Below are 20,842 nucleotides of genomic sequence, written 5' to 3'. Positions count from 1 at the left end.
GGGACATGGCAAGCCGTTTGGATATGACGACCTTAAAATAAATCTAAAGCGGGCAAAAAATATGGAATTATTACCGATTCACTAACTTCCGATTTATCGAACAGACAAGGAGGGCGAGAGAAATTAAAATAGAGGAGATCGAAGAAAAATGATCGTTCTGATAGCGGGAGCATCACACAGTGGAAAAACAGTTCTTGCTCAGAAGCTGCTCGAAAAATATAAATATCCATACTTATCAATAGACCATCTGAAAATGGGGCTGATTCGGAGCGGACATACGGAGCTTACTCCACTGAGCGCGGATGCTGACCTCACGGCATATTTATGGCCCATTGTTCGTGAAATAATCAAAACCGCCATAGAGAACAGGCAAAACCTTACCGTCGAGGGGTGCTACATCCCTTTTGACTGGAAAAAGGATTTTGAGGGGGAGTATCTCGGCCACATCAAATATGTTTGCCTGATTATGAGCGAGAACTACATAAGAAATCATTTTTCCGATATAAAGGGATACGCAAGTGTGATTGAAAATCGCTTGGATGATGATGGCTGCACAATGGAGGGCGTGCTTGCCGATAATGCACGGATGCTGGAATTTGCCCGAAAATATGCGGTGAACTATGTACTGATCGACGATGAATACGATATTTCCTTGGAATTTTAGCTTACCGGGCGCTTACCCTCTGCGGGCAAGCGCCCCTTTTCACGGTCAAAAACCTGCCGTTTGCGGACACTCCCGCATAGCGCCCGGTTTTCTGCTATGATGCAGATACATCAAAGGAAGCATTGCTTCAAGGAGGAAACTGTTATGCGTCATGCTTATATTCGTGGTATCCTGGCTCTGATCTGGCTGGCGGCGGCGGTCGTCAGCGGCGTATCCGGTAATCTGGAGTGGGCCGGGCTCTATGTCCTGATGGGGGCGGCCTTCGGGTATTTCGCCTGGGCCTCCTGGAAGAAGGAGAAGAACAACAAGGGGGAGCGCTGACCATGAGTGGAAACATCCTGGAGCTGCAAAACCTCCGCGCCTGGTACATCGAGGGAAAAAACGCGCTGTCCGACTTTTCCCTCCAGCTGCGGCCCCATGAGGTGGTGGGGCTGATCGGCCTGAACGGGGCCGGAAAGACCACCTTTCTGAAAACCCTGTCCGGTCTCCATGAGGGCTTCCGCTGTGACAGCATCCGCCTGAACGGCCAGCCGTCCTCCTTCCGGGACAAGGGCTTCAAGCTCAGCCGGTACACCGTCTTTGCCGAGGACAACTCCTTCCAGTATTTCACCTTCCGGGAGTACCTGTCCTATGTGGCGGCGGCGTACAAAACGAAATTGCCGGACGTGACAGAACTGGTGCAAGGCTTTCACTTCGAGGACTACACCGATATGTTGCTGAAGGATCTATCTACCGGAAATAAGAAAAAAGCGTTCTTAATCACCGCCTTTGCCTTGAAGCCGGAACTGCTCCTGCTGGACGAGCCGGTGAACGGGCTGGACTTCCAGAGCACAGAGTACCTGTACCAGGTGATTGCCGGGTACAAAGAGTACGGGACGGTCCTGTTCTCCTCCCACATCCTGGAGAGCATCACCCTGACCTCCGACCGGGTGCTGGTACTGGAGGACGGGCAGATTCGGCGGAGCTTTGCGGACGATGAAATCAACGCCGCCAACATTCGGGAGGCCCTGCATGATGAAAATGAGCTTTGAAGTAACGGCCAAAAAGCTGTTTGGCGTGAACTATGAGCGGCTGATTCGGACCCTCTTCCTGGAGATGGTGGTCTTTTGGGGACTGCATATCTCCGGACTCCAGGTGGAGATCGCCCCCTTCATCCTGTACCTGATGTCCGGCGCCTTCTCCGGCGGGGTTATGTGGCAGGCCCTCTCCTCTGACGACAACCGGGCCAACATGGAAAATATGCTTATGCTCCCCTTTGAGGGCCGAACCCTGGTGTTTTCCTATGTGGTCGCCCTGGGGGCCTATACGCTGCTCACCAAAACCGCCGGACTGTTGGCGGTGGTCTGGGCAGTCGGCCGCTGGAGCTGGGTAGAGATTTTGGGGAGCGTTCTGTGCGCCCTGGCCGCTGTTGTGGCCGTGTCCTGTCTCTATCCTCTGCGTCTGGGGCGTACAGACGCCTATGCCTTTTATGTCCAACCAGCCAGCCACAGGCGGACGGTCAAAGTCTGCCGCCGCTACTCTGTGTGGCGTTATCTGTTCCGCTACCTGATGGCCCACAAAAATTATCTGGTCAACACCGCAGCTATGTGGGGCGTGGCCTGTGTCCTGCCGGCGCTGCTGGGGCAGCTGGAGGCCCGGTTCGTCCTGCCCATCGGCTTTGCCATCCTCTCCCTGAACACCCCCATCTGCATCCTGCTGTCCTGCGACCCGGCCCTGGAGCGGGCGGTGCGGTTCCTGCCGGGGCAGGGAAAGGCGTTCTGTGTCCCCTATTGCCTGTTCATTTTCGGGTGCAATCTGGCGGCGGACATCGTTTTCCTGTGCAGCTGGCAGATCCAACTCGGCGGGATCGGCCCACTCAATGCTTTGACGGCGGCAGCCTTCGCTCTGCTGAGTGCGGTTGGCTCCGTCCTGCTGGAGTGGTACTGCCCCATTCGGGGATGGAAAATCGAAAGCGACCTCTGGCACCACCCGCGAAAATATGTTGTGCCCGCTGTCATGCTCCTGCTGGCCGGGCTGGTGAGTATGTTCTGAAACAATTTTCTGCCTGGGCGGATAGGATCGCTCAGGCAGAATTTTTTCAAAAAGACAGCCCGCTGTAACATTTCGCGGACATTTATCTGTTATACTGCCCTTATCACCAAAAGGAGGACGGGCCATGAAACGGATACTGATTGTCGAGGACGATGCCCTTTTGAACAAAACATTAGCCTATAACCTGATCTCCGACGGCTGGGATGTCACCCCCGCTCTGAATGCCAGGACCGCCGAAAATCTGCTGGCCGAGACAGAATATGACCTGGTTCTGCTGGACATCAATCTGCCCGACGGGAACGGCTATGACCTGTGCGGGCTGATTAAGCCGGAGCACCCGGACACGGTGGTGATCTTCCTCACCGCCAACGACCAGGAGAGCGATCAACTCCGAGGCTATGAGGCGGGGGCGGTGGACTATATCACCAAGCCCTTCTCCATCGAGGCCCTGCAGCGGAAGATCCGCGCCATGTTCGCCATGCTGGAGCACCACAGACCGGCAAAGGATCTCTACGACGACGGCAGGCTGTTTCTGGACTTCTCGGAACAGTCCGCCACCCTGAACGGAAAGCCGATCACCCTCTCCTCCATGGAGTACAAAATGCTGTACCTGTTCTGCAAAAATCCCCGCCAGGTGCTGACCCGGCAGAGGCTCCTGGAACGTCTGTGGGATGTAGATGAGAAATTTGTGGACGAGCACACCCTGACCACCTCCATCAGCCGCATCCGGGGCAAAATCGAGGCGGAGGGCGACACCTATATCAAAACCATCTACGGCATCGGCTACCAATGGACAGGAGGTGAGCGGAAATGAGGCGTATGCCCGTCAAAACCATGTTTCTGCTGGTAGAGGCCGGCGCGGCCATTTCCATGCTGGCTCTTTCCTTCCTCCTCTCCGCCATGACGGGCCAGGGGTGGGTGCTGCTGGCCGGTTCGCTGTTGACGGCCTGCGCTCTTTTTTGGATGTTCCTCCTGACGCTGTTTTTCGCCAAGCGGCTGTCCCGCTTCACCAACGACCTGTGCCAGACTATGGACAGCATGATCAGCGGCGGCCAAGAGCCGGCCAGAGCCGAAGACCGTGAGACCATCTTCGCCCGCATCAGCTACCGCCTCTCCCGGCTATATAACATCCTCCAGGAAAACCGGCGCAGGGTGGACGAGGAGCGGCGGGAGCTGCAAACGCTGGTGTCAGACATTTCCCATCAGGTAAAAACGCCGGTGGCAAATCTGAAAATGGTGACAGACACCCTGCTGGCAAAGCCCGTTACCGAGCAGGAGCGGCGGGAGTTCTTGCAGGGCATCCGCAGTCAGACGGACAAGCTGGAATTTCTGGTGCAGTCCATGGGAAAAGCCTCCCGCCTGGAGACCGGGGCGGTCACCCTGGAAAAGAAGGACGTGCCGCTGCTGGACACTCTGGCCCAGGCTATGAGCGGCATCGTCTACGGGGCGGAGCAAAAGGGCATCTCTGTGAAGGTACAGTGCCCTGACGACCTGCGGGTGTCCCACGACAGCAAGTGGACGGCGGAGGCCCTGTTCAACCTGCTGGACAACGCGGTAAAGTATACCCCGGCGGGCGGGAAGATCAGCGTATCCGTGGAACGGTGGGAGATGTATGTCAAGCTGGATGTGACCGACACCGGCAAGGGCATCCCGGAGAGCCGTCAGGCCGCCATCTTCCGGCGTTTTTACCGTGAGGAGGAGGTCCACGACCAGCCGGGGGTAGGTATCGGGCTGTATCTGGCCCGTGAGATCGTCACCCGGCAGGGCGGCTATATCCAGGTGGCCTCAAAACCCGGCCGCGGGTCTGCGTTTTCGGTGTTCCTGCCCCGGTGGTAAACTGTTCACAAAAAATTCACATTCAAAGTTCCAATTCGGACATTTCTGAGACATTTGGATTTTACAATCGCTCTGTAACAGGCGAACAGCCGTGAAAGGAGCAAATGAAAATGAACGTATTACAGACCATCGACCTGAAAAAGCAGTATGGCAGCGAGCCGAACATCGCCCGTGCCTTGGATGGTGTCAACCTCTCGGTGGAGCAGGGGGAGTTTGTGGCCGTGGTGGGTACCTCCGGCAGCGGCAAGTCCACCCTGCTGAATATGATGGGCGGCCTCGATACCCCCACCTCCGGCAGCGTCATCGTCCGGGGGGACGAGCTGGCGAATAAGAACGACGAGGAGCTGACCATCTTCCGCCGCCGCAACATCGGCTTCATCTTCCAGAATTACAATCTGGTGCCCATTCTCAACGTCTATGAGAACATCGTCCTGCCCGTGGAACTGGACGGTGACACGGTGGACCAAACCTTCATGGACGAGATTGTACACATGCTGGCTCTGGAGGATAAGCTGCAAAATATGCCCAACAACCTCTCCGGCGGACAGCAGCAGCGGGTCGCCATTGCGCGGGCCCTGATTACGAAACCGGCCATCGTCCTAGCCGATGAACCCACCGGCAATCTGGACAGCAAGACCAGCGCCGACGTGCTGGGCCTGCTGAAGCGCACCAGCACCCAGTTCAACCAGACCATCGTGATGATTACCCACAACAATGAGATTGCCCAGCTGGCCGACCGCATTGTGCGGATCGAAGACGGCAGGATCGTAGACTGAGGGGGTGGCAAATTATGACTTGGCCTTTTGAAAATGACACCAGCGCGGTGGAGAAAAAGCTGGCTCGCCGCAGCATCAAAGCCGACAAGCGCCGGAGCGTTTTTGTCATCCTCACCATCGCCCTGGCCGTGTGCCTTATGGGGACTCTCTGCTTTCTCTACTCTGCCCAGCAGCTGAAAACTCTGGACGGTATCCTGGGGCAGTATCAGGCCGGGTGCGGCGGGCTGACCCGGGAGGAGGCTATTCGGCTTGCGGACTCTGGAAGGCTTGAAAAATGGGGCTATACTGTGGATGCCGGAACCGTCCGCTATGAGGACAGCGTTTTGAACATCAGCTTTGTCAGCCCGGAGATGATTGACCTGATGGGCTACGGCGAGGTCACCGGGCACTATCCCCAGGGGCCGAATGAGCTGTGTGTGGAACGCGCCTTTTTCCGTTATTTTGGCCTCTCAGGGGAGGTTGGTCAGACGGTGGCCCTGGATCTGGGAGACGGTGAGAAGACCTATACCGTAACAGGCATTTTGGAAGCGGAGAACGACAGCCGGATTTTCACGGTCTGGATTCCAGAGACTGCGGTGGAAGCGGACGGCCACAACGCCCCCTATGAGCTGCGGTTTCGCTTTGCCGGAAGCCAGGGAATGGAGCCCGGCCAGCTTCGTCTGGAAATTGAGCGGTTCTTTGTGGAAATGGGAGTTCCGGAGGACCGTACCTTTTACAGCTCCAATTACTTTGGCATGGTAGACCTCTACCTGGGGAACGGGATGGAGGTCTACGTTGCGGCGGCCCTAATTGCCATTGTCTGTGCCATTGTAATCTACAGCATCTTCTACATCTCTGTCATGGGCAAGTTGCGGGAATACGGCCGCCTGAAGGTGCTGGGGACCACCCCCAAGCAACTGAAACGGGTGGTCAAGCGGGAGCGGCGTTTCCTGACCGCCATCGCTATCCCCCTGGGGCTGTTCTGCGCTGCGGGTATCGCGCTGATTGCCCTGCCCGGCTACTGGTCTTGGGGGGATAATATCCGCTCTGCGGTGGTGGTTTCCCTCCTGACCTATGGGACTGTCCTGGTTGCCACCAGAAAACCCATGGCGATGGCAGGGAAGGTCTCCGCCATTGAGGCCATCCGGACCACCGCCTATTCCCAGCAGCAGGGCCGCAGCGTTTCCAGGCAGCTCCACCGCCGTCTGACCATGCCCCGGCTGGCCTGGATGAACTTCTCCCGGAACCGGAAAAAGGCGTTTGTTACCGCCCTCTCCCTGAGCCTGACCGGTATCCTTCTTCTCTGCGTTTCCGCCTACGCAAGCTCGGTGGATGTCAAGGAAATGGCCCAGTCCCAGTTTGGAGACCGGAGCCAGTATCTTCTGCAATATGAGGATCACGCAGGCCGGGAATTTGTGGAGATGCAAAAGGGGAATCCTCTGGGCCAAACTCTGCGTGAGGAGCTGGCCGCCCTACCCGGCGTAGATTATGTTACAGCCTACAGCCTGACCTGCGTGGAGATCCCCGCCATCAGCGCCATTCCGGGCAACAGCGAGCATGAGCCCTTTGTTGTCAGAGGCATTTCCCAGGAGGATATGGCGGAGATGTACGGGGACGGCGGGGTTTTGGAGGGAACCGCGGACTACCGGCAGCTGCTGGGCGGAAACGGTATCCTGGTCTGTCCCGCAGGCAATGCGCTGAAAGAAATCTACCGGACCGGCTATCAGGTGGGAGATACCGTCACTGTCTCCTGCTACAACGGACAGTCCAAGACCTATACCGTCATGGGCATCGTGCAGGACGTTCAGATCGGCAGCTCGTCTCATTTCTTCATTCTGCCAGAGGAGGAGCTGTCCGCCCTTTACCCTGAGATTGCGGACTTCACCGGCTATGTTAATCTCCACACGGAGCAGGACAGCGATCAGTTGCGGCGGGCGGTGTTCAGCGCCGTGTCCGACCAGCGGGTGGCAATCTCCGGACTGGATGATCTGTCCGCCGAGCTGGAGCGCGGCCTGCGGGGAGAGCTGACAAGGGACTACGGCATCCTGGTCTTTATCTTTGTGTTCTCTCTAATTAACCTTGCCAACACCCTGATTACCAATCTGCTCACCCGCCAGCAGGAGTTCGGCGTGTTCCAGTCCGTGGGCATGAGCGGCCGGCAGCTAAGCAACATGCTGTCCTTCGAGTGCCTGTACTATGTGGGGATTACGCTGCTGATTACCTTGACCCTGGGGACGGCGTGCAGTATGGCCGTGTGCCGGGTATTCGACCGGATCGGTATGTTCGGGACGCTCACCTATCATTTCCCGGTGCTCCAGGTGCTGTTGTTCGGGGCCGCACTGTTGCTGGTGCAGGGGGTGTTCTCGGTATGTGCGGTCCGCTATACCAGAAGGCTGTCTCTGGTGGAGCGAATCAAGGCGGCGGACTGACCCCGCCTGAAATAGAACGATTATGAGGAGGTATGTTAGCATCCTGCGCTCCGTCGGCCTGACTGGAATGCAACTGTGTCGGATGAACATTTGCGAAGGGCTCTGCTATGCGGCCTTTGCCGCCCTGGCTGTCCTGCTGATCGGACTTCCGATTGCGGTGGTGTGCCGGAAGGTCAGCAGACAATCCTTCGCTGGTGAAATCGTGCCCTATCAATTCCCAATTCTTGAAATGAGCTTGTTTATCCTGGCGCTGTTCAGCCTGGAATTTTTGTTGTCCGCCTGGACAGTCAGCAGGCAGAGAAAGCTGTCCTTGATCGAGCAGATGCGGGAGACGAGATTGTGATCTTACAGAACATTTCATGACATCCAGATAGCATTTCATTACAAGAGCCTTGAAACGGTGTCCTTTGCTCTATATACTGATAAAAGCAAAGACCTTTTTGCAAAATTAGCCATAGAAAGGAGACGCAAGCATGAACGTACAGATGATGGATGGACTCCTGGGCGCCAGCTCCAATATCAAGCTGGCGGGTACGCCCATGAGCGTGTACCGCCAGGCCACTGATGAAGGCGACACCGAGAAGATGAAACGGGCGCTGGGCTATACTGGCGAATGCACCGAGAAGGCCGTCAAGTACCAGGAGAAACTGGACGAGGGCATGAAGGCTGAGGCGAAGGCTGAGAAGGAAAAGGCCAAGCTGGAGCAGGAAGCCGCCATCGAAAAGCTCCGGGAGGAACACAAGCGTGCTGAGGAAAGCACAGAATCGGGCCGCCCCGAGGGAACCGATCTGGTGCAGCTCAGCGAGGCGGCGAAGGCGGCGCTGAAGAACAGCCAGCCAGTGGAGGCTGCGGAACCGGTTTCCAGTGAGCCGGTGATATATACGCCAACCGGAGAGGTTTCAGCCGTTCCGGCAGAAACAGAACCCAGTGTTTCATTTTCTGCATAATATTTTAAGGAGGAATGTCTTATGACGCCGATTTCTGGTTTGAACCACGAAGCAATCCGCCCCCTGGCCGCTCCTGAGAAGACGCAGGGCGCGCCCAAGGTCCAGAAGCCCGAGGAGGACTCCCAGGACCGCCAGCCGAAACCGTTGATGGATGAATACGTCCCCGAGGAACGGTCGGAGCCCTCCGGCCGCTACTGGATGGGCAAGGATGAGGAGGGCCAGCCAAAAATTCATTTCGACGACCCAGAGCGGGCGGCAGATGCGCCGCCAAAGGGCACCCCTGATCCCAAAAGGCCCGATGGACCGGAGAAGAAAGCCAGTCAAGATGAGCGCTGGGTCTGTGATACGGGCAAGGTGGACAGGGAAATCGAAAAGCTGAAAAAGAAACAGCAGGAGCTGAAACAGCAGCTGGGTACTGAGACCAATGAGGTCAGGATCAAAGAGCTGGAACGCCAGCTGGCCCAGACGGAACAGCAACTCAGTGAAAAAGACAACGATACCTACCGCAAACAGCACTCTACATTCACGCAGATCTCATAGTTCATGGCAAGCGGCGGTTTGTAAGCAGACTGCCGCTTGCCTGTGTTACAACACAAAATCATAAGACTATGGAGGGGTAATCATGCGTAACCTGTTGCAAGCAAATTTGTTCCGCCTGTTTCGGAGCTGGGTGTTTTGGGGCGCAATGCTGGTAATGGTGGGTGGCGCGCTGACAATCTGCATCGGCGCTTATCACGATATGGTGCTTTATAACGAACCGGGATATATAGAGCCACTTGATAAGACACTGTTTCGGGCGGAACAAGTTCTAGGGATTACCGTAGCCATTGTGGTGAGCCTGTTTGTGGGAACAGAGTATAGCGGTGGTGCCATCCGCAATAAGCTGGTGGTTGGAAAAAGCCGGATAACCGTTTATCTTGCAGGTTATTTGGCCTGTGCGGGGGTGGTCTTGCTCCTGTTCCTGGTGTCATCTCTTGCGGCATTGGCATTGGGGAGCGTCTTGTTCTCCGCACCATCAGCCGCACCGGGCACAATCATGACAGCGTTTTTCGTGGGAGCCATGACATGTCTTTTATATGCGGCAGTTTTCTACTTCATTGCCGTCATATGCGGAAGCAGGGTATGGGCAGCAATCTTTTCCATACTGTTGGCGGTTGCCCTGCTGATGGCAGCGTCTGAGCTTTCCCAGACGCTGGAGCAGGGGCCATACACCATGCAGCTGGTTCCGGAGGAATTCAGCACCTCCAAGGAAGCCTATTCCATAGATGGGGTAGCAGAAGATATGTTTGACGGATTGGTAATGGAAACCGTACCAAATCCCAACTATTTATCCGGTGAAAAGCGAGAGATTGTTCAGCTTTTCTATGACATAAATCCAGCAGGACAGACTACACAGCTGGCAAGGCTGTCAGAGCAAGATATTTTGTATCCGCTGCGCATCATTCTGCTGGATGCGGGACTCAGTGCAGTTTTTGCCCTAGGCGGTATATGGATATTTCGGAGAAAGGATATTAAATAGCTGAAAGTAGGAAAATTTAAGAAAATCCATAGAGAAAAAAGGAAAAATCAAAAAAATTTGATATAATTCATTCAAATCTTGCACCTGGAGGAAAAGGCAAAATGACGAACATAGCAAAAAAAGTAAAAATTGTGTTATGGGTATGTGTCGTATACATTTTGTCATCTATTTGCTATATCCCCACGATGTTGCAGCAGCACGGAATCTCTGTTCCCGATGGATTGTCACTGTTGAAATACTTATTTGTTTGTATTCCCGCCGCCAGCGCTTTTTTGTTCCTGGCTTTTGAACACAGACTCAAAAAATACTTTGCAGCAGTTTTTTCCGGGAAGATAGCACTCAAACAGATCGGAACCTGGGCTATATTGGTGTTTGCAGGTTTATTTGTCTCATTTTGTTACTCCCTCGCTGCAAAGGCAGATTTATTTCAAAATACATACCCGTCCGTCATAGTGCTATTAGCAAGTTGTATGTATTTGTTTGCAACAGCATTTGTTGAGGAAATGGCATGGCGGGGGTTTCTTCTTGAGCAGGTTTCTTTTCGGGGAGAAAGCATCTGCAGTATCCTATTGGTTGGGATCATTTGGACAATATGGCATCTGCCCATGTGGATCATTAGGAATTCATTGGGAGCCGGTCAAATTATTCCTCTCTGCATTTGGACGCTCCTTGTTTCTGTTGTCCTTGGAATCGCTTATTATCAATGTAGAAATCTACTGTTTATTGCGATATTGCACGCAACCTTCAACATCTGTTATTTAGCGCCAATAGCGTATAATATCGCCGCGCTGGCACTGGTAATCATTGCTGTTGCACTGTTATGGCGTCAGAAGTGGAGGTCAGTAGCATGAGTACTCATATTTTAGTGGTAGACGATGAAAGAGAACTGGCCGACGTGCTGGAGCTTTATCTCACAAATGATGGCTACACGGTTCACAAGTGCTATACCGGTGCGGAGGCCCTGGACTGTATTGAACACACAGCCCTGGATCTGGCACTTCTGGACGTGATGCTCCCCGATGCGGACGGCTTTCAGCTCTGCAAGAAGGTCCGGGAGAAGTCCTATTGCCCCATCATCATGCTCACAGCCAGGGCGGAGGACGGGGACAAGATCATGGGCCTGACCATCGGGGCCGACGACTACATCACAAAGCCCTTCAATCCCCTGGAGGTTGTTGCCAGGGTTAAGACCCAGCTGCGACGGTACAGGCTCTACAACAGCTCCGCGCCAGAACCGGAGAAAGCAGTCCATGAATACGACATCCGGGGGCTGGTTATCAACCGGGACAACCGCAAGTGCTTCCTGTTCGGGAAGGAAGTGCAGCTGACTCCCCTTGAGTTCTCTGTCCTCTGGTATCTCTGTGAGCACCAGGGTGTGGTCGTCCCCTCCGAGGAGCTTTTTGAGGCGGTATGGGGCGAGAAGTACCTGAAGAACAACAACACCGTCATGGCCCACATCGGGCGGCTGCGGGAAAAGCTGGACGAGCCTGCCCGAAGCCCCAGGTTCATTAAAACGATATGGGGGGTTGGCTACACCATTGAAAAATAAGAATGACTTCGGCCAGTTTCGCAGGAAGATATTCTTCCGTACCATAGCCGTGCTGGCTACCGCCGCCGCTGTGATTTATCTCACTTACGCCGTCCTGCTGCGGGGCCGCTTTGCCAACGGGATGGTAGCCCTGTTTCAAACCACCCTGGGTATGGACTATGATGCCGCCCTCCGATTCTATGAGCGTACCTTCCGCAGCCACATGGATGCCATCATCCTGCTGGCCCTCCTGCTGGTGTTCGCCGGTCTGTTTTACTGTTATCTCCGCTGGTTGACCCGGTATTTTGAGAGTATCAGCAAGGGGATGGACGCTCTGCTCCAGGACGTGGCGGGAGAAATTTCCCTGCCCCCGGAGCTGCTCCCCATTGAGCGCAAAATGAATCTGGCGAAGCACACCATTGACCGGCAGAAAAGTGACATGCTCCTGGCCGAGCAGAAGAAAAACGATCTGGTGATGTACCTGGCTCACGACCTGAAAACGCCCCTGGCCTCCTCCATCAGCTACCTGAACCTGTTGCGGGATGAAAAGCAGCTCTCCGAGGAACTGCGGGAAAAGTATCTCTCCATCGCCCTGGCTAAGTCGGAACGGCTGGAGGACCTGATCAACGAGTTTCTGGAAATCGCGCGGTACAGCCTGTCCACCATCACGCTGCAATACAGCGAAATCAATCTTACCCGCCTGCTGGAGCAGCTCGTGTATGAGTTTCAGCCGGTCTTGGACCAAAAGAGCCTGACTTGCCGCCTTGCTACTGGGGACGACATCCTGCTGAACTGTGACGCCGGCAAGATGCAGCGGGTCTTTGATAATCTTTTGCGGAACGCGGTGAATTACAGCTACGACGGGACCGAAATTACCATTGCGGCGGAACAGAACGAGGATAGCGTAAGGCTGAAATTTTCCAACCGCGGCGGGACAATTCCCAGAGAGAAGCTGGAGCGAATCTTTGAGCAGTTTTACCGGCTGGACACGGGACGCGGTTCCAGTGGGGCCGGGCTGGGTCTGGCTATCGCCAAGCAGATCGTCACGCTCCACAAGGGGACGATCACGGCGGAGAGCAGGGATGGCCTGACGGTCTTTACGGTGGTACTACCTATTTGATGCCGAACAATCTGAACCGATGGAGTCGCAAATGGGGTGTTCTGACCCACAAGGCAATTACGAAAAATCAAGGAGCTATGGGGTGACGTACATTGAGAAAGAAATCCTTAATAATTCTGGCAGGTATCGTACTGGTTGGAATTGTAAGTATTTTGGCCCTGACACAAAATAGGCCAACTGAACGAATAGTCGTTGATAACTTAAACAAGGCAATATCGAATTATACGAATCTGAACATTAAGGAGGATAAGACATATTCTCTTAAAGTTTCTGATGTGCAGATGCTGATAACGACATATACACCTGAATATACCCTCTTTGGCGTTTCTACAGATGAATATACTGCGCAGCCCAGTCAGATCAATGAAACATTGACTGCGGAAAATGAGCAAGATTTTCCGATTTGCGATTATGAATATATACTGCTCTATGACGAAAAAACGGACAAGTTTTATTGTGTCAGGTTCGAGGCAAAGGACAGGCCAGTAATACCGGATTTTATAGAGGCGAGAGAGTTAAGTGGAGCCGTTTACCAGCTTGAATTGCCAATCGTGGAGGAAGTAGAGAATATTTTGCTCAAAAAAGATTCCGACCCTGCAATTACGATCAGCAGCAGGGATGATGTAGAAACTATTTTGAGTGCGTTAAAGAATACAAAGCCCGCCACAGTGAGCGGAAAAATAGGCACGCCCGTTCACGTTGAAACCATTATCAATGTAGACTTTAACAGCAAGGGGGATGTTATCGTCAGATTATTTTTATATGTAGATAAAGGAGAATACTTTATTGAACAGACAGGTAACGGAATATATACGATTTCCAAGGAAGATTACGATTCGATAGAAAAATATTTGCCGATGATTATAGACGAGCAAACCTGATAGGTGACGAATATGAGAAATAAGAAACTGCTGCTATATTTGATTGGTACAGAGGCAATGCTGATCCTCAATATCGCATTGGCGAACCTCAATCCGACACCAATCCTCTATTTTGTTTTCTATAATTCCCTATATGGGCTGGTATTCAGTTTGTTGGTTCCACTTTACTGTTTGCGGAAAGAAAAGGAATCCCTTACTTCGGCCGACGTAAAAAGACTAGGAACACGGCAAGTTGCTGTTTTGTTTGCCTTTGTGATATTTTCAGTTGGTGGGCAGCTGATCCCCAAAATGGCTGCGGGGGAACAGATACTGTGGCATCTGCTGCCGTTGGGAATTGCGCCGCTTATCATGACCACATTTTTTGAGGAGTTCCTATTTCGAGGCTTTGTGCAGAGCAGGGCCGAGCAGCAATTTGGCTGCTTGCCCGCAATTTTAATTTCCGGGGCGATGTTTTCCCTGTATCATCTTGGCTATCCAGGCTTTCGTACTTGGGGAGACTTAACCCTTCTCTTTGTGGTGGGTATTGGATTTGCGGCCGCATACAGACTTTCAGATAATAACCTGATCGTGTCGTACTTCGTAAATCTGCCGAACGCTTTTGTTACCTACATACTTAAATATGAGCAATTTCCTGTTATGAGTGTCAGCTCCACCATTGCGGCAGCTATTACACTGATACTGATTGGATTTATCATTTTGATGTTCAGAAATACAAATCGAACTATGGGGAGGCAATCTTATGGATTATAGGATGAAAGAAGCTCTGCTTCAGCGCAATCAGCGCATTATCCAGGCGGTAAAAGCGAAAGCCAACATGGTTTGTCCAGGGGCGGTGGATCTGATTGCGGTAGTCGGATCTTTTGTAAGCGGCGAATACCATGAAAAATCTGACCTGGATTTGCTAATTGTTATCAATCAGGAATCCGGTTGGAAACTATCCAAAACGTTCATACTGGAAGATGTGGGACATGATATCTACTGCCAGACCTGGGAGGAGCTTGAGCATACTGCGGAGTACCCTCATCCCCATGTGGCAAAGTTACTGGAGGCGGCTATCGTATACACCGCCAATCAGGCAGCCAAAGATCGTTATTTTCTCCTTCAGAACAAACTCAAGGAGGTGCTGGCCCGGCCCCTCTGTGTGGAAGATATTGAAAAAGCAGAAGGGTTCTACCATTCTGCTTTGGAAGTGCTGGGTAAGCTCTTTTTGGCCGATGCAGACGGGGAATGCGCTTATCTATCCGCCATCCTGCTATATTATATAGAATATGCGGCGTACCTGGTCAATAAATCTTATGTCCACCGCGGTATCCAGGGCATCCCCGCGGAGATAGAGGCTTTCGATTGTCTCCCGGACGGCTTTGTTGACGCTTATCAGAGGTTGATTCTGGCAGAGGGGGCGGCGGACATCCGGCAAGCGGCCAAATTTCTGGTCAGGCTGACCGGCGATTTTTTGGCCGTCCTCAGAGACCGGCTATGCCCTAAGCCGGAGATTTCCCCGGAAGCCCTGGAAGGCACTTATGAAGAAGCCTTCTCCAACTGGCGCTGGAAGATGCACCGGGCGGCCCAGCTGGGCAGTCCCTATCTGTCTCTTATGACCGCTGCCAGCTGCCAGAATTATTACGATGAATTTGAGGCACGTTTTCATATTCCTCATTTCGATCTGTTCTCCGGATTTTCCGCGAAAGATTTATCCGCATCCGCAGAGATGTTCGACCGTGTTCTTGAGGAATTTGGTCATCTGTATGAAAAAGGAGGGCTAAAAATATGCCGCTATCCCACGCTGGAAGAATTTGAACAAGACTATTTAGGGGCACCGCTTGAAACATCATAAAGGCGGAAGCGCCCGACGAGTTGAATGGACGGTATCAAAAATGTGCCGAACTATGCGAGGTAATACTATGGAGCTTATCAAACTGACCCACGACAATCTTGACCATGAGCACATCTGCTGCGCCATATCCAGCAGCAAGGACGTGCAGGTCATGTCCAAAAAGGCTTGGCTGAAGGAGCGGCTGGACGAGGGACTTGTTTTCCTGAAGGGTAATGTCAGGGGGAAATGCTTTATTGAGTATATCCCCGCCGAATACGCCTGGGCGCCCGTTGAGGCGGAGGGGTACATATATATCAACTGCCTGTGGGTATCCGGGCAGCTCAAGGGGCATGGGTACTCCAGCCTCCTGCTGGACACCTGCATCGAGGACAGCAAGGCGAAGAAAAAGAAGGGGCTTGTGATCCTGTCCGCCAGAAAAAAACTTGGCTTTCTCTCCGATCCCGGCTACATACGGCACAAGGGTTTTGTGACGGCGGATACAGCGAAGCCTTACTTTGAGCTGCTGTATCTGCCCTTTGATGAGGGCGCGGAGCGGCCTCGTTTCCGGGATACCGTGCGGGAGCATGGAGCCATGCCCAAGGGATTTGTGCTCTATTACACCAACCAGTGCCCGTTTACGGCAAAGTATGTGCCGGTGCTGGAGCGCATGGCAAAGGAACGGAACGCCGTTTTCCAGTCTGTCCATATCCAGACCAGAGCGGATGCCCAGAACGCTCCCTCGCCCTTTACCACCTTCTCTCTATTCTATGACGGCCAACTGGTGACCCATGAGATCCTGTCGGAGAAGAAATTCGATAAAATTCTGACAGAGAAGGGATTGTAGGAAAATCGTTAGAAAATCCGTAGGGAAAACGCAAAACAAACCCCGGCGGCTTTGGTATGATAGAACAAAAACATCCGGTGTATGTTTTGGGAGGAACAGCTATGTTTATGATCAGAGAAATCCTGGGCTATTGTATTATCAGCGCCGTCTGCCTCTTGGGCATGGCTGTTCTCTATGCGCCCATCTGCTTCCTGCTTCGGAAACGTGTGCCTCCGGCAAAGCAGCTTGCCTGTTTCCTGTTCAGCGCCTGCGTTATCATAGTCCTGGCGGCAACGGTCATTACCGGCGCATCCAACGCAGCCACGGCAGACCGTTCCCTGAACCTTGTTCCATTCCGGGGCCTTCAAGAAACCTGGGGTATGCCAGAGCCGAAGAAGATTGCCCAAACCGCCGCAAATGTCGTGATGTTCATTCCGTTGGGTCTTATGATGCCGGTGGCATTCCGGAAAATGCGCAACTTTTGGAAAACCGCTCTTTCCCTGGCACTGTTCTCCTTTGCCATTGAGTTCACACAGTATTTTACCGGCAGATCGGCGGATATTGACGATCTCATGCTGAATACCTTGGGAGGGGTATTGGGATATCTGATCTTCTTTGTGGTGTCAAAGCTGCTCCGAAAAAGCATCCTCACACGATAAATTCTCCAAATCACCGCTCTGTGAGAAAATTGTAAGGAAGTCCGTAGGAAAACAGTAAAATCCTGTATGAAAGAACGAGAAAAAGGCGCTCTTGCTTTTGGTACAATAGTCGTGCCAAGGCAAGAGTGCTTTTACTTTATCAGCAGGGAAGGAGTTTTCACATGGAATTGCGGATCGATCATGTTTCTAAAGAATTCAAGGACAAAAAAGCAGTCAACGACATCAGCCTGGAACTGACGCCGGGAGTTTGGGGCCTGCTGGGGGCCAATGGAGCGGGCAAAACCACCCTCATGCGGATCATTGCCGGGATCATGCACCCCACCTCCGGTCAGGTAGTGTATGACGGCGTTCCCATCCAGACGCTGGCAGAGCGGTACCGGGATGTATTCGGCTTTCTGCCCCAGGACTTCGGCTTTCACCCGGAGTTCACAGTCAAGGACTTCCTGGCCTATGTGGCTGCATTAAAGGGGCTCCCCGAGCAGCAAGCCCGGCGAAAAATTCACAAGCTGCTGGAACAGGTCTCCCTGGCGGACGCCGCAGACAAGAAGGTTGCCAAGCTCTCCGGCGGCATGAGACGGCGGGTAGGGATTGCCCAGGCCCTGCTCAATGACCCGGAGGTCTTGATTTTGGACGAGCCTACCGGTGGTCTGGATCCCGGCGAGCGGGTGCGTTTCCGCAATCTGCTGTCGGAGTTCGCTCATGACCGCATTGTGCTGATCTCTACCCACATTGTCCCGGACGTGGAGTATATTGCCACATGTCACGCCATCATCAAGGGCGGCAAGCTGTTGGCGACGGGGACAACCGAGGAGTTGACCAAGCTGGTGGAGGGCAAGGTATGGACCTGTACCGTCCCGGCAGAATCTGTGCCTGAGTATGAAAACAAACTGCAAATCACCAACCTGCGAAATGAGAATGACGGCAGCGTTTCTATCCGTTATCTATCGGAGCAGCCCTGCAACGCTGTTTCCACCGCAGCCACACCCCGCCTGGAAGATTTGTATTTGTGGATGTTCCCGGAAAGCGGCGGGGAAAATGACAGGAGGTATCACTAAATGAGAATCTTTCGGTTGGAACTGAAGCGGGTCTTGAAGTCAAGGCTCACCTGGATTTTGCTGGCGCTGGCGTTGCTCCTCTCCGTCCTGCTGGCCTATCTCCCAACAACTTACTGCTACAGCAACTACACGGACGAGTCCGGGAATGAGGTCAACCTGACCGGGCTGGCCTCTATCGCCTACGAAAAGGAGCGTCAGGCGGATGCCAGCGGCATTGTCACCCCAGAGCGGGTGCGGAAGGCCGTGGAAATTTATCAAGCCTGCCTCACGTCCTACGGCGTCACGGAGTCCTACGATCTGCCGGAGGGCGTCTATGAGAAGGAGATACTCCCCATAGCCCCCCTGCTCCATGGTGTCAAAGAAGCCTTTGCCGACCCTGACACTGGCATGGCCCCTGCTATCATGGAGATCGACCCGGCCCAGATTGATGACTACTATTCTGTCTGCGAAGCCCGGATTTCATCTCTGATGGCCATGGAACAGCCGGGCAGCCCTGCCGCCCAGCGTGAGGCCGTGGAGATGTATCAGAAAGTGGAAAAGCCCTTTGAAGTCTACCCTGGCATGAGTTCTACCATTTTGGACTATCAAAACATCATGGGCTTTTTGGTGCTGCTGTTCTGCGTGGTGATTGCCGCTCCGGTGTTCTCTGCCGATTACCAGTCCGGCGCGGATGACATACTGCGCTGTACCCGGCATGGCAGGAGCAAACTGGCTGTTTCCAAGCTGCTGGCCGCACTTTTTGTCAGCGGGGCCGCCTTTGTGATCTGCGCCACCAGTCATATTCTGGTTGTCAACTGCCTGTTCGGCTGGGAGTGTACCAAAACCTCTGTTCAAATGCTCTATTCCATCGTGACCCTGGCTGGCATGAATATTGGGGAGCTTCAGCTTCTGTTTGCGCTAGCTGGATTGCTTTCGGTGCTGGCTTCTGTAAGTTTTACACTGTTCCTCTCATCCAAATGCAAAACTACCGTGGCCTCACTGGCCGCAGGGCTGGTGTTCTGCATTGCGCCGGTAGTACTCTCTATGACCATGCCGGGGAACCTGTCCACCTGGACGTGCAGCATCCTCCCTGCCAGTGGAACCAGTATTCAGGCCAGTATCCTCTATGCCATCACTGATTTCAAGTTCTTAAACCTGGGCGGCCTGGCAATCTGGACGCCTTACGCCATGATCGGGGCCTGTATTATTGAGATACCATTGTTCGCGTTCCTGGCTGTGCGTTCCTATTGTGGGCATACCATACGCTAAGGCGATGAATCATTTCATGACACAAATGGGACATTTCATTACATCGGGATTGAAACGCATGATACAAACCGATAAGATATTAGTTGTCAGGCACCGCTTATCCATCATATTATCATGACCATGTAGTAGAGTTAATGTAGCAACACGTTTCAAAATTCATCGTAAAACACAAGGTAGAGCCGGCGAACCAGGAAGGATGGAGTTCACCGGCTCTACTTATTTCTGCATATTTTTGATCTTGTAATTTCAAAAAACCATATTGTCGGGGCGGGTGGCTGTACCCGCTTTGGCCGGGTTGGAATTCACTTGCCAAGGGTGTGAACTGTCAAAATGCTTGCCCCAATTTTGCATTTGATTATTTGGCACTGTTCGCCAACAGTGAATAGGCGCAAATTGCACAGTGTCTGAACAGGTGGATTTGTTATGAGCAGCGCCCACCTGAGTGAACTGCGACTCAGTTTATTTGTTCTAAAATTTATTTTTGACGTGCATTTCTCAGAACTCTGTCCTTCTGCCCACATTGCAGAGGGTATCGGTCTGTCTTTTCAGATTGGTACTTTCCGCAATGTGGGCCTGTTTATTCCAACAGGTTGCCGAGGCCCACCCCAATCAATCGTTTTGCCAAACCCAAAACAGATTGATTGGAGGAATCACGGTGGAGTACACACCAAAGAAAGTGTTCATCTTGGATGGAAAAACTTACCTGGAGCTCAGTTACGCTGAGTTTCGCCAGCAAAGAGATACATACCAGAGCAGGTGGTTCATACCTCTGCATGGTATGCTGATGGAAGTACCAGAGGACGAGTACAAAGCATTTTACCAGGAAAGACGCCGCCAGAAATATTTGGTCGAGCGCTCAAGGGACAACGACGACTTCTCCTACGATATGCTCACTACGGACGATTTCAACGGCGAGGATATCCTGGTAGACACAGTGGCAGACACAGCAGGACAGGCAGAAATAAGTCTCTTGCTGGACAAGCTGAAAAAAGCGCTTGTCATCCTGCCTGACAGTGACCGCCAACTGATAGACGCACTGTTTACTCAGGGACTCTCGGAGCGAGAGTGGTCTGCACTCTCCGGTATCCCTCAAAAGACCATCAATGACCGTAAAAAACGTCTTTTGTTGAAGCTCCGAAAAATTTTTGAAAAATAATCCGCTCAAAGTCCTCACTTTTCGGCTTAGAAAGTGAGGGCTTTCTTTTGTTCCCTCTTTTGCTCTTTGACAACTGAATACCCAGCGCACCTTTTACTTTCCTTCTGCCGCCGTGAGGAGCGGCAGCTACATGAGCGGACGCCAATAGTTAACGCCATAGCGTTAACTATACGCCTCCAGCCTCAGACGGCAGGAAGCACACCTGCCGACGGCAATGACCGGCAGAAGGGATAATGATACTTGCGCCCCGTCCTAAAGCCGAGCGTGACCCGTCGCAGCAAAGGAGGGCGCCCTCCAGAGATCCTGGGGGTGGTGAGATTCCAATGAGGCCGAGATGCAGAGCATTTGAGATGCTTTGCATCTCATAGGCATAGGCCG

24 protein-coding genes are annotated in these 20,842 nt (G+C 53.0%); all 24 read left to right on the top strand.

What is annotated here, in order from left to right:
* Positions 1-148: 148 nt before the first annotated feature.
* The 24 genes from U8U01_RS14725 (at position 149) to U8U01_RS14610 (ending at position 20,464) form a co-directional block, all read left to right on the top strand.
* Positions 149-664: a zeta toxin family protein gene (locus U8U01_RS14725; RefSeq protein WP_322175788.1), complete on the top strand. Its 516-nt coding sequence runs from the start codon at positions 149-151 to the stop codon at positions 662-664.
* A gap of 144 nt (positions 665-808) precedes the next feature.
* On the top strand, positions 809-985 hold the full coding sequence (locus U8U01_RS14720) for a hypothetical protein (protein WP_322175785.1): 177 nt from the start codon (positions 809-811) through the stop codon (positions 983-985).
* Positions 986-987: 2 nt separating this feature from the next.
* Positions 988-1,695 carry an ATP-binding cassette domain-containing protein gene (locus U8U01_RS14715; RefSeq protein ID WP_322175783.1) on the top strand — a complete coding sequence of 236 codons (708 nt, stop codon included), beginning with the start codon at positions 988-990 and terminating at the stop codon, positions 1,693-1,695.
* Positions 1,676-2,695, top strand: coding sequence for a hypothetical protein (locus tag U8U01_RS14710; protein ID WP_322175780.1), 1,020 nt, complete (start codon positions 1,676-1,678; stop codon positions 2,693-2,695). Before U8U01_RS14715 ends, U8U01_RS14710 begins: the two co-directional genes overlap by 20 nt.
* A gap of 124 nt (positions 2,696-2,819) precedes the next feature.
* On the top strand, positions 2,820-3,509 hold the full coding sequence (locus U8U01_RS14705; protein ID WP_322175777.1) for a response regulator transcription factor: 690 nt from the start codon (positions 2,820-2,822) through the stop codon (positions 3,507-3,509).
* Entirely contained in the window at positions 3,506-4,531 is a 1,026-nt protein-coding gene (locus tag U8U01_RS14700) for a sensor histidine kinase (protein WP_322175774.1), read from the top strand. Before U8U01_RS14705 ends, U8U01_RS14700 begins: the two co-directional genes overlap by 4 nt.
* Before the next feature lie 110 nt (positions 4,532-4,641).
* Positions 4,642-5,307: an ABC transporter ATP-binding protein gene (locus U8U01_RS14695; protein ID WP_322175771.1), complete on the top strand. Its 666-nt coding sequence runs from the start codon at positions 4,642-4,644 to the stop codon at positions 5,305-5,307.
* Positions 5,308-5,321: 14 nt separating this feature from the next.
* Positions 5,322-7,715 carry an FtsX-like permease family protein gene (locus U8U01_RS14690; protein ID WP_322175769.1) on the top strand — a complete coding sequence of 798 codons (2,394 nt, stop codon included), beginning with the start codon at positions 5,322-5,324 and terminating at the stop codon, positions 7,713-7,715.
* A gap of 22 nt (positions 7,716-7,737) precedes the next feature.
* Entirely contained in the window at positions 7,738-8,058 is a 321-nt protein-coding gene (locus U8U01_RS14685) for an FtsX-like permease family protein (protein WP_367575629.1), read from the top strand.
* Between the two features lie 130 nt (positions 8,059-8,188).
* Complete coding sequence (locus tag U8U01_RS14680; RefSeq protein WP_304579319.1) at positions 8,189-8,662, top strand: hypothetical protein; 474 nt, start codon at positions 8,189-8,191, stop codon at positions 8,660-8,662.
* A gap of 21 nt (positions 8,663-8,683) precedes the next feature.
* On the top strand, positions 8,684-9,202 hold the full coding sequence (locus tag U8U01_RS14675) for a hypothetical protein (protein ID WP_322175767.1): 519 nt from the start codon (positions 8,684-8,686) through the stop codon (positions 9,200-9,202).
* 82 nt (positions 9,203-9,284) lie between these two features.
* The gene (locus U8U01_RS14670) at positions 9,285-10,181 is read left to right on the top strand and encodes an ABC transporter permease (protein ID WP_322175764.1); all 897 of its coding nucleotides are present in this window, start codon (positions 9,285-9,287) and stop codon (positions 10,179-10,181) included.
* A 101-nt stretch (positions 10,182-10,282) separates the two neighbouring features.
* On the top strand, positions 10,283-11,032 hold the full coding sequence (locus U8U01_RS14665; protein WP_305140983.1) for a CPBP family intramembrane glutamic endopeptidase: 750 nt from the start codon (positions 10,283-10,285) through the stop codon (positions 11,030-11,032).
* On the top strand, positions 11,029-11,730 hold the full coding sequence (gene vanR, locus U8U01_RS14660; RefSeq protein ID WP_322175758.1) for a VanR-ABDEGLN family response regulator transcription factor: 702 nt from the start codon (positions 11,029-11,031) through the stop codon (positions 11,728-11,730). The genes U8U01_RS14665 and vanR overlap by 4 nt, the downstream gene beginning before the upstream one ends.
* On the top strand, positions 11,720-12,829 hold the full coding sequence (locus U8U01_RS14655; protein ID WP_322175756.1) for a sensor histidine kinase: 1,110 nt from the start codon (positions 11,720-11,722) through the stop codon (positions 12,827-12,829). Before vanR ends, U8U01_RS14655 begins: the two co-directional genes overlap by 11 nt.
* Before the next feature lie 92 nt (positions 12,830-12,921).
* Positions 12,922-13,710: a DUF5301 domain-containing protein gene (locus tag U8U01_RS14650; RefSeq protein ID WP_305140986.1), complete on the top strand. Its 789-nt coding sequence runs from the start codon at positions 12,922-12,924 to the stop codon at positions 13,708-13,710.
* 12 nt (positions 13,711-13,722) lie between these two features.
* Positions 13,723-14,460 carry a CPBP family intramembrane glutamic endopeptidase gene (locus U8U01_RS14645; protein ID WP_322175752.1) on the top strand — a complete coding sequence of 246 codons (738 nt, stop codon included), beginning with the start codon at positions 13,723-13,725 and terminating at the stop codon, positions 14,458-14,460.
* Positions 14,450-15,544: a nucleotidyltransferase domain-containing protein gene (locus U8U01_RS14640; protein ID WP_322175749.1), complete on the top strand. Its 1,095-nt coding sequence runs from the start codon at positions 14,450-14,452 to the stop codon at positions 15,542-15,544. The genes U8U01_RS14645 and U8U01_RS14640 overlap by 11 nt, the downstream gene beginning before the upstream one ends.
* Before the next feature lie 67 nt (positions 15,545-15,611).
* A complete protein-coding gene (locus U8U01_RS14635; protein WP_322175747.1) occupies positions 15,612-16,367 on the top strand; it encodes a YoaP domain-containing protein in 756 nt (251 codons plus the stop codon).
* A 101-nt stretch (positions 16,368-16,468) separates the two neighbouring features.
* Positions 16,469-17,005 carry a VanZ family protein gene (locus tag U8U01_RS14630; RefSeq protein ID WP_322175744.1) on the top strand — a complete coding sequence of 179 codons (537 nt, stop codon included), beginning with the start codon at positions 16,469-16,471 and terminating at the stop codon, positions 17,003-17,005.
* Between the two features lie 161 nt (positions 17,006-17,166).
* Positions 17,167-18,060, top strand: a complete 894-nt coding sequence (locus U8U01_RS14625) for an ABC transporter ATP-binding protein (RefSeq protein WP_322175742.1) — start codon at positions 17,167-17,169, stop codon at positions 18,058-18,060.
* Positions 18,061-19,308 carry an ABC transporter permease subunit gene (locus U8U01_RS14620; protein WP_322175740.1) on the top strand — a complete coding sequence of 416 codons (1,248 nt, stop codon included), beginning with the start codon at positions 18,061-18,063 and terminating at the stop codon, positions 19,306-19,308. It abuts the gene before it with no gap.
* Between the two features lie 423 nt (positions 19,309-19,731).
* Positions 19,732-20,031 (top strand): hypothetical protein, encoded by a 300-nt coding sequence (locus U8U01_RS14615; RefSeq protein WP_322175738.1) that lies wholly within the window; start codon positions 19,732-19,734, stop codon positions 20,029-20,031.
* Between the two features lie 55 nt (positions 20,032-20,086).
* Positions 20,087-20,464 carry a sigma-70 family RNA polymerase sigma factor gene (locus tag U8U01_RS14610; protein WP_322175735.1) on the top strand — a complete coding sequence of 126 codons (378 nt, stop codon included), beginning with the start codon at positions 20,087-20,089 and terminating at the stop codon, positions 20,462-20,464.
* Positions 20,465-20,842 lie beyond the last annotated feature (378 nt).

This window comes from Acutalibacter caecimuris, assembly GCF_034335085.1.
GTDB classification, from domain to species: domain Bacteria; phylum Bacillota; class Clostridia; order Oscillospirales; family Acutalibacteraceae; genus Acutalibacter; species Acutalibacter caecimuris.
Note: the sequence above shows the minus strand (reverse complement) of the source record. Positions and strands in the feature narration are given on the sequence as shown.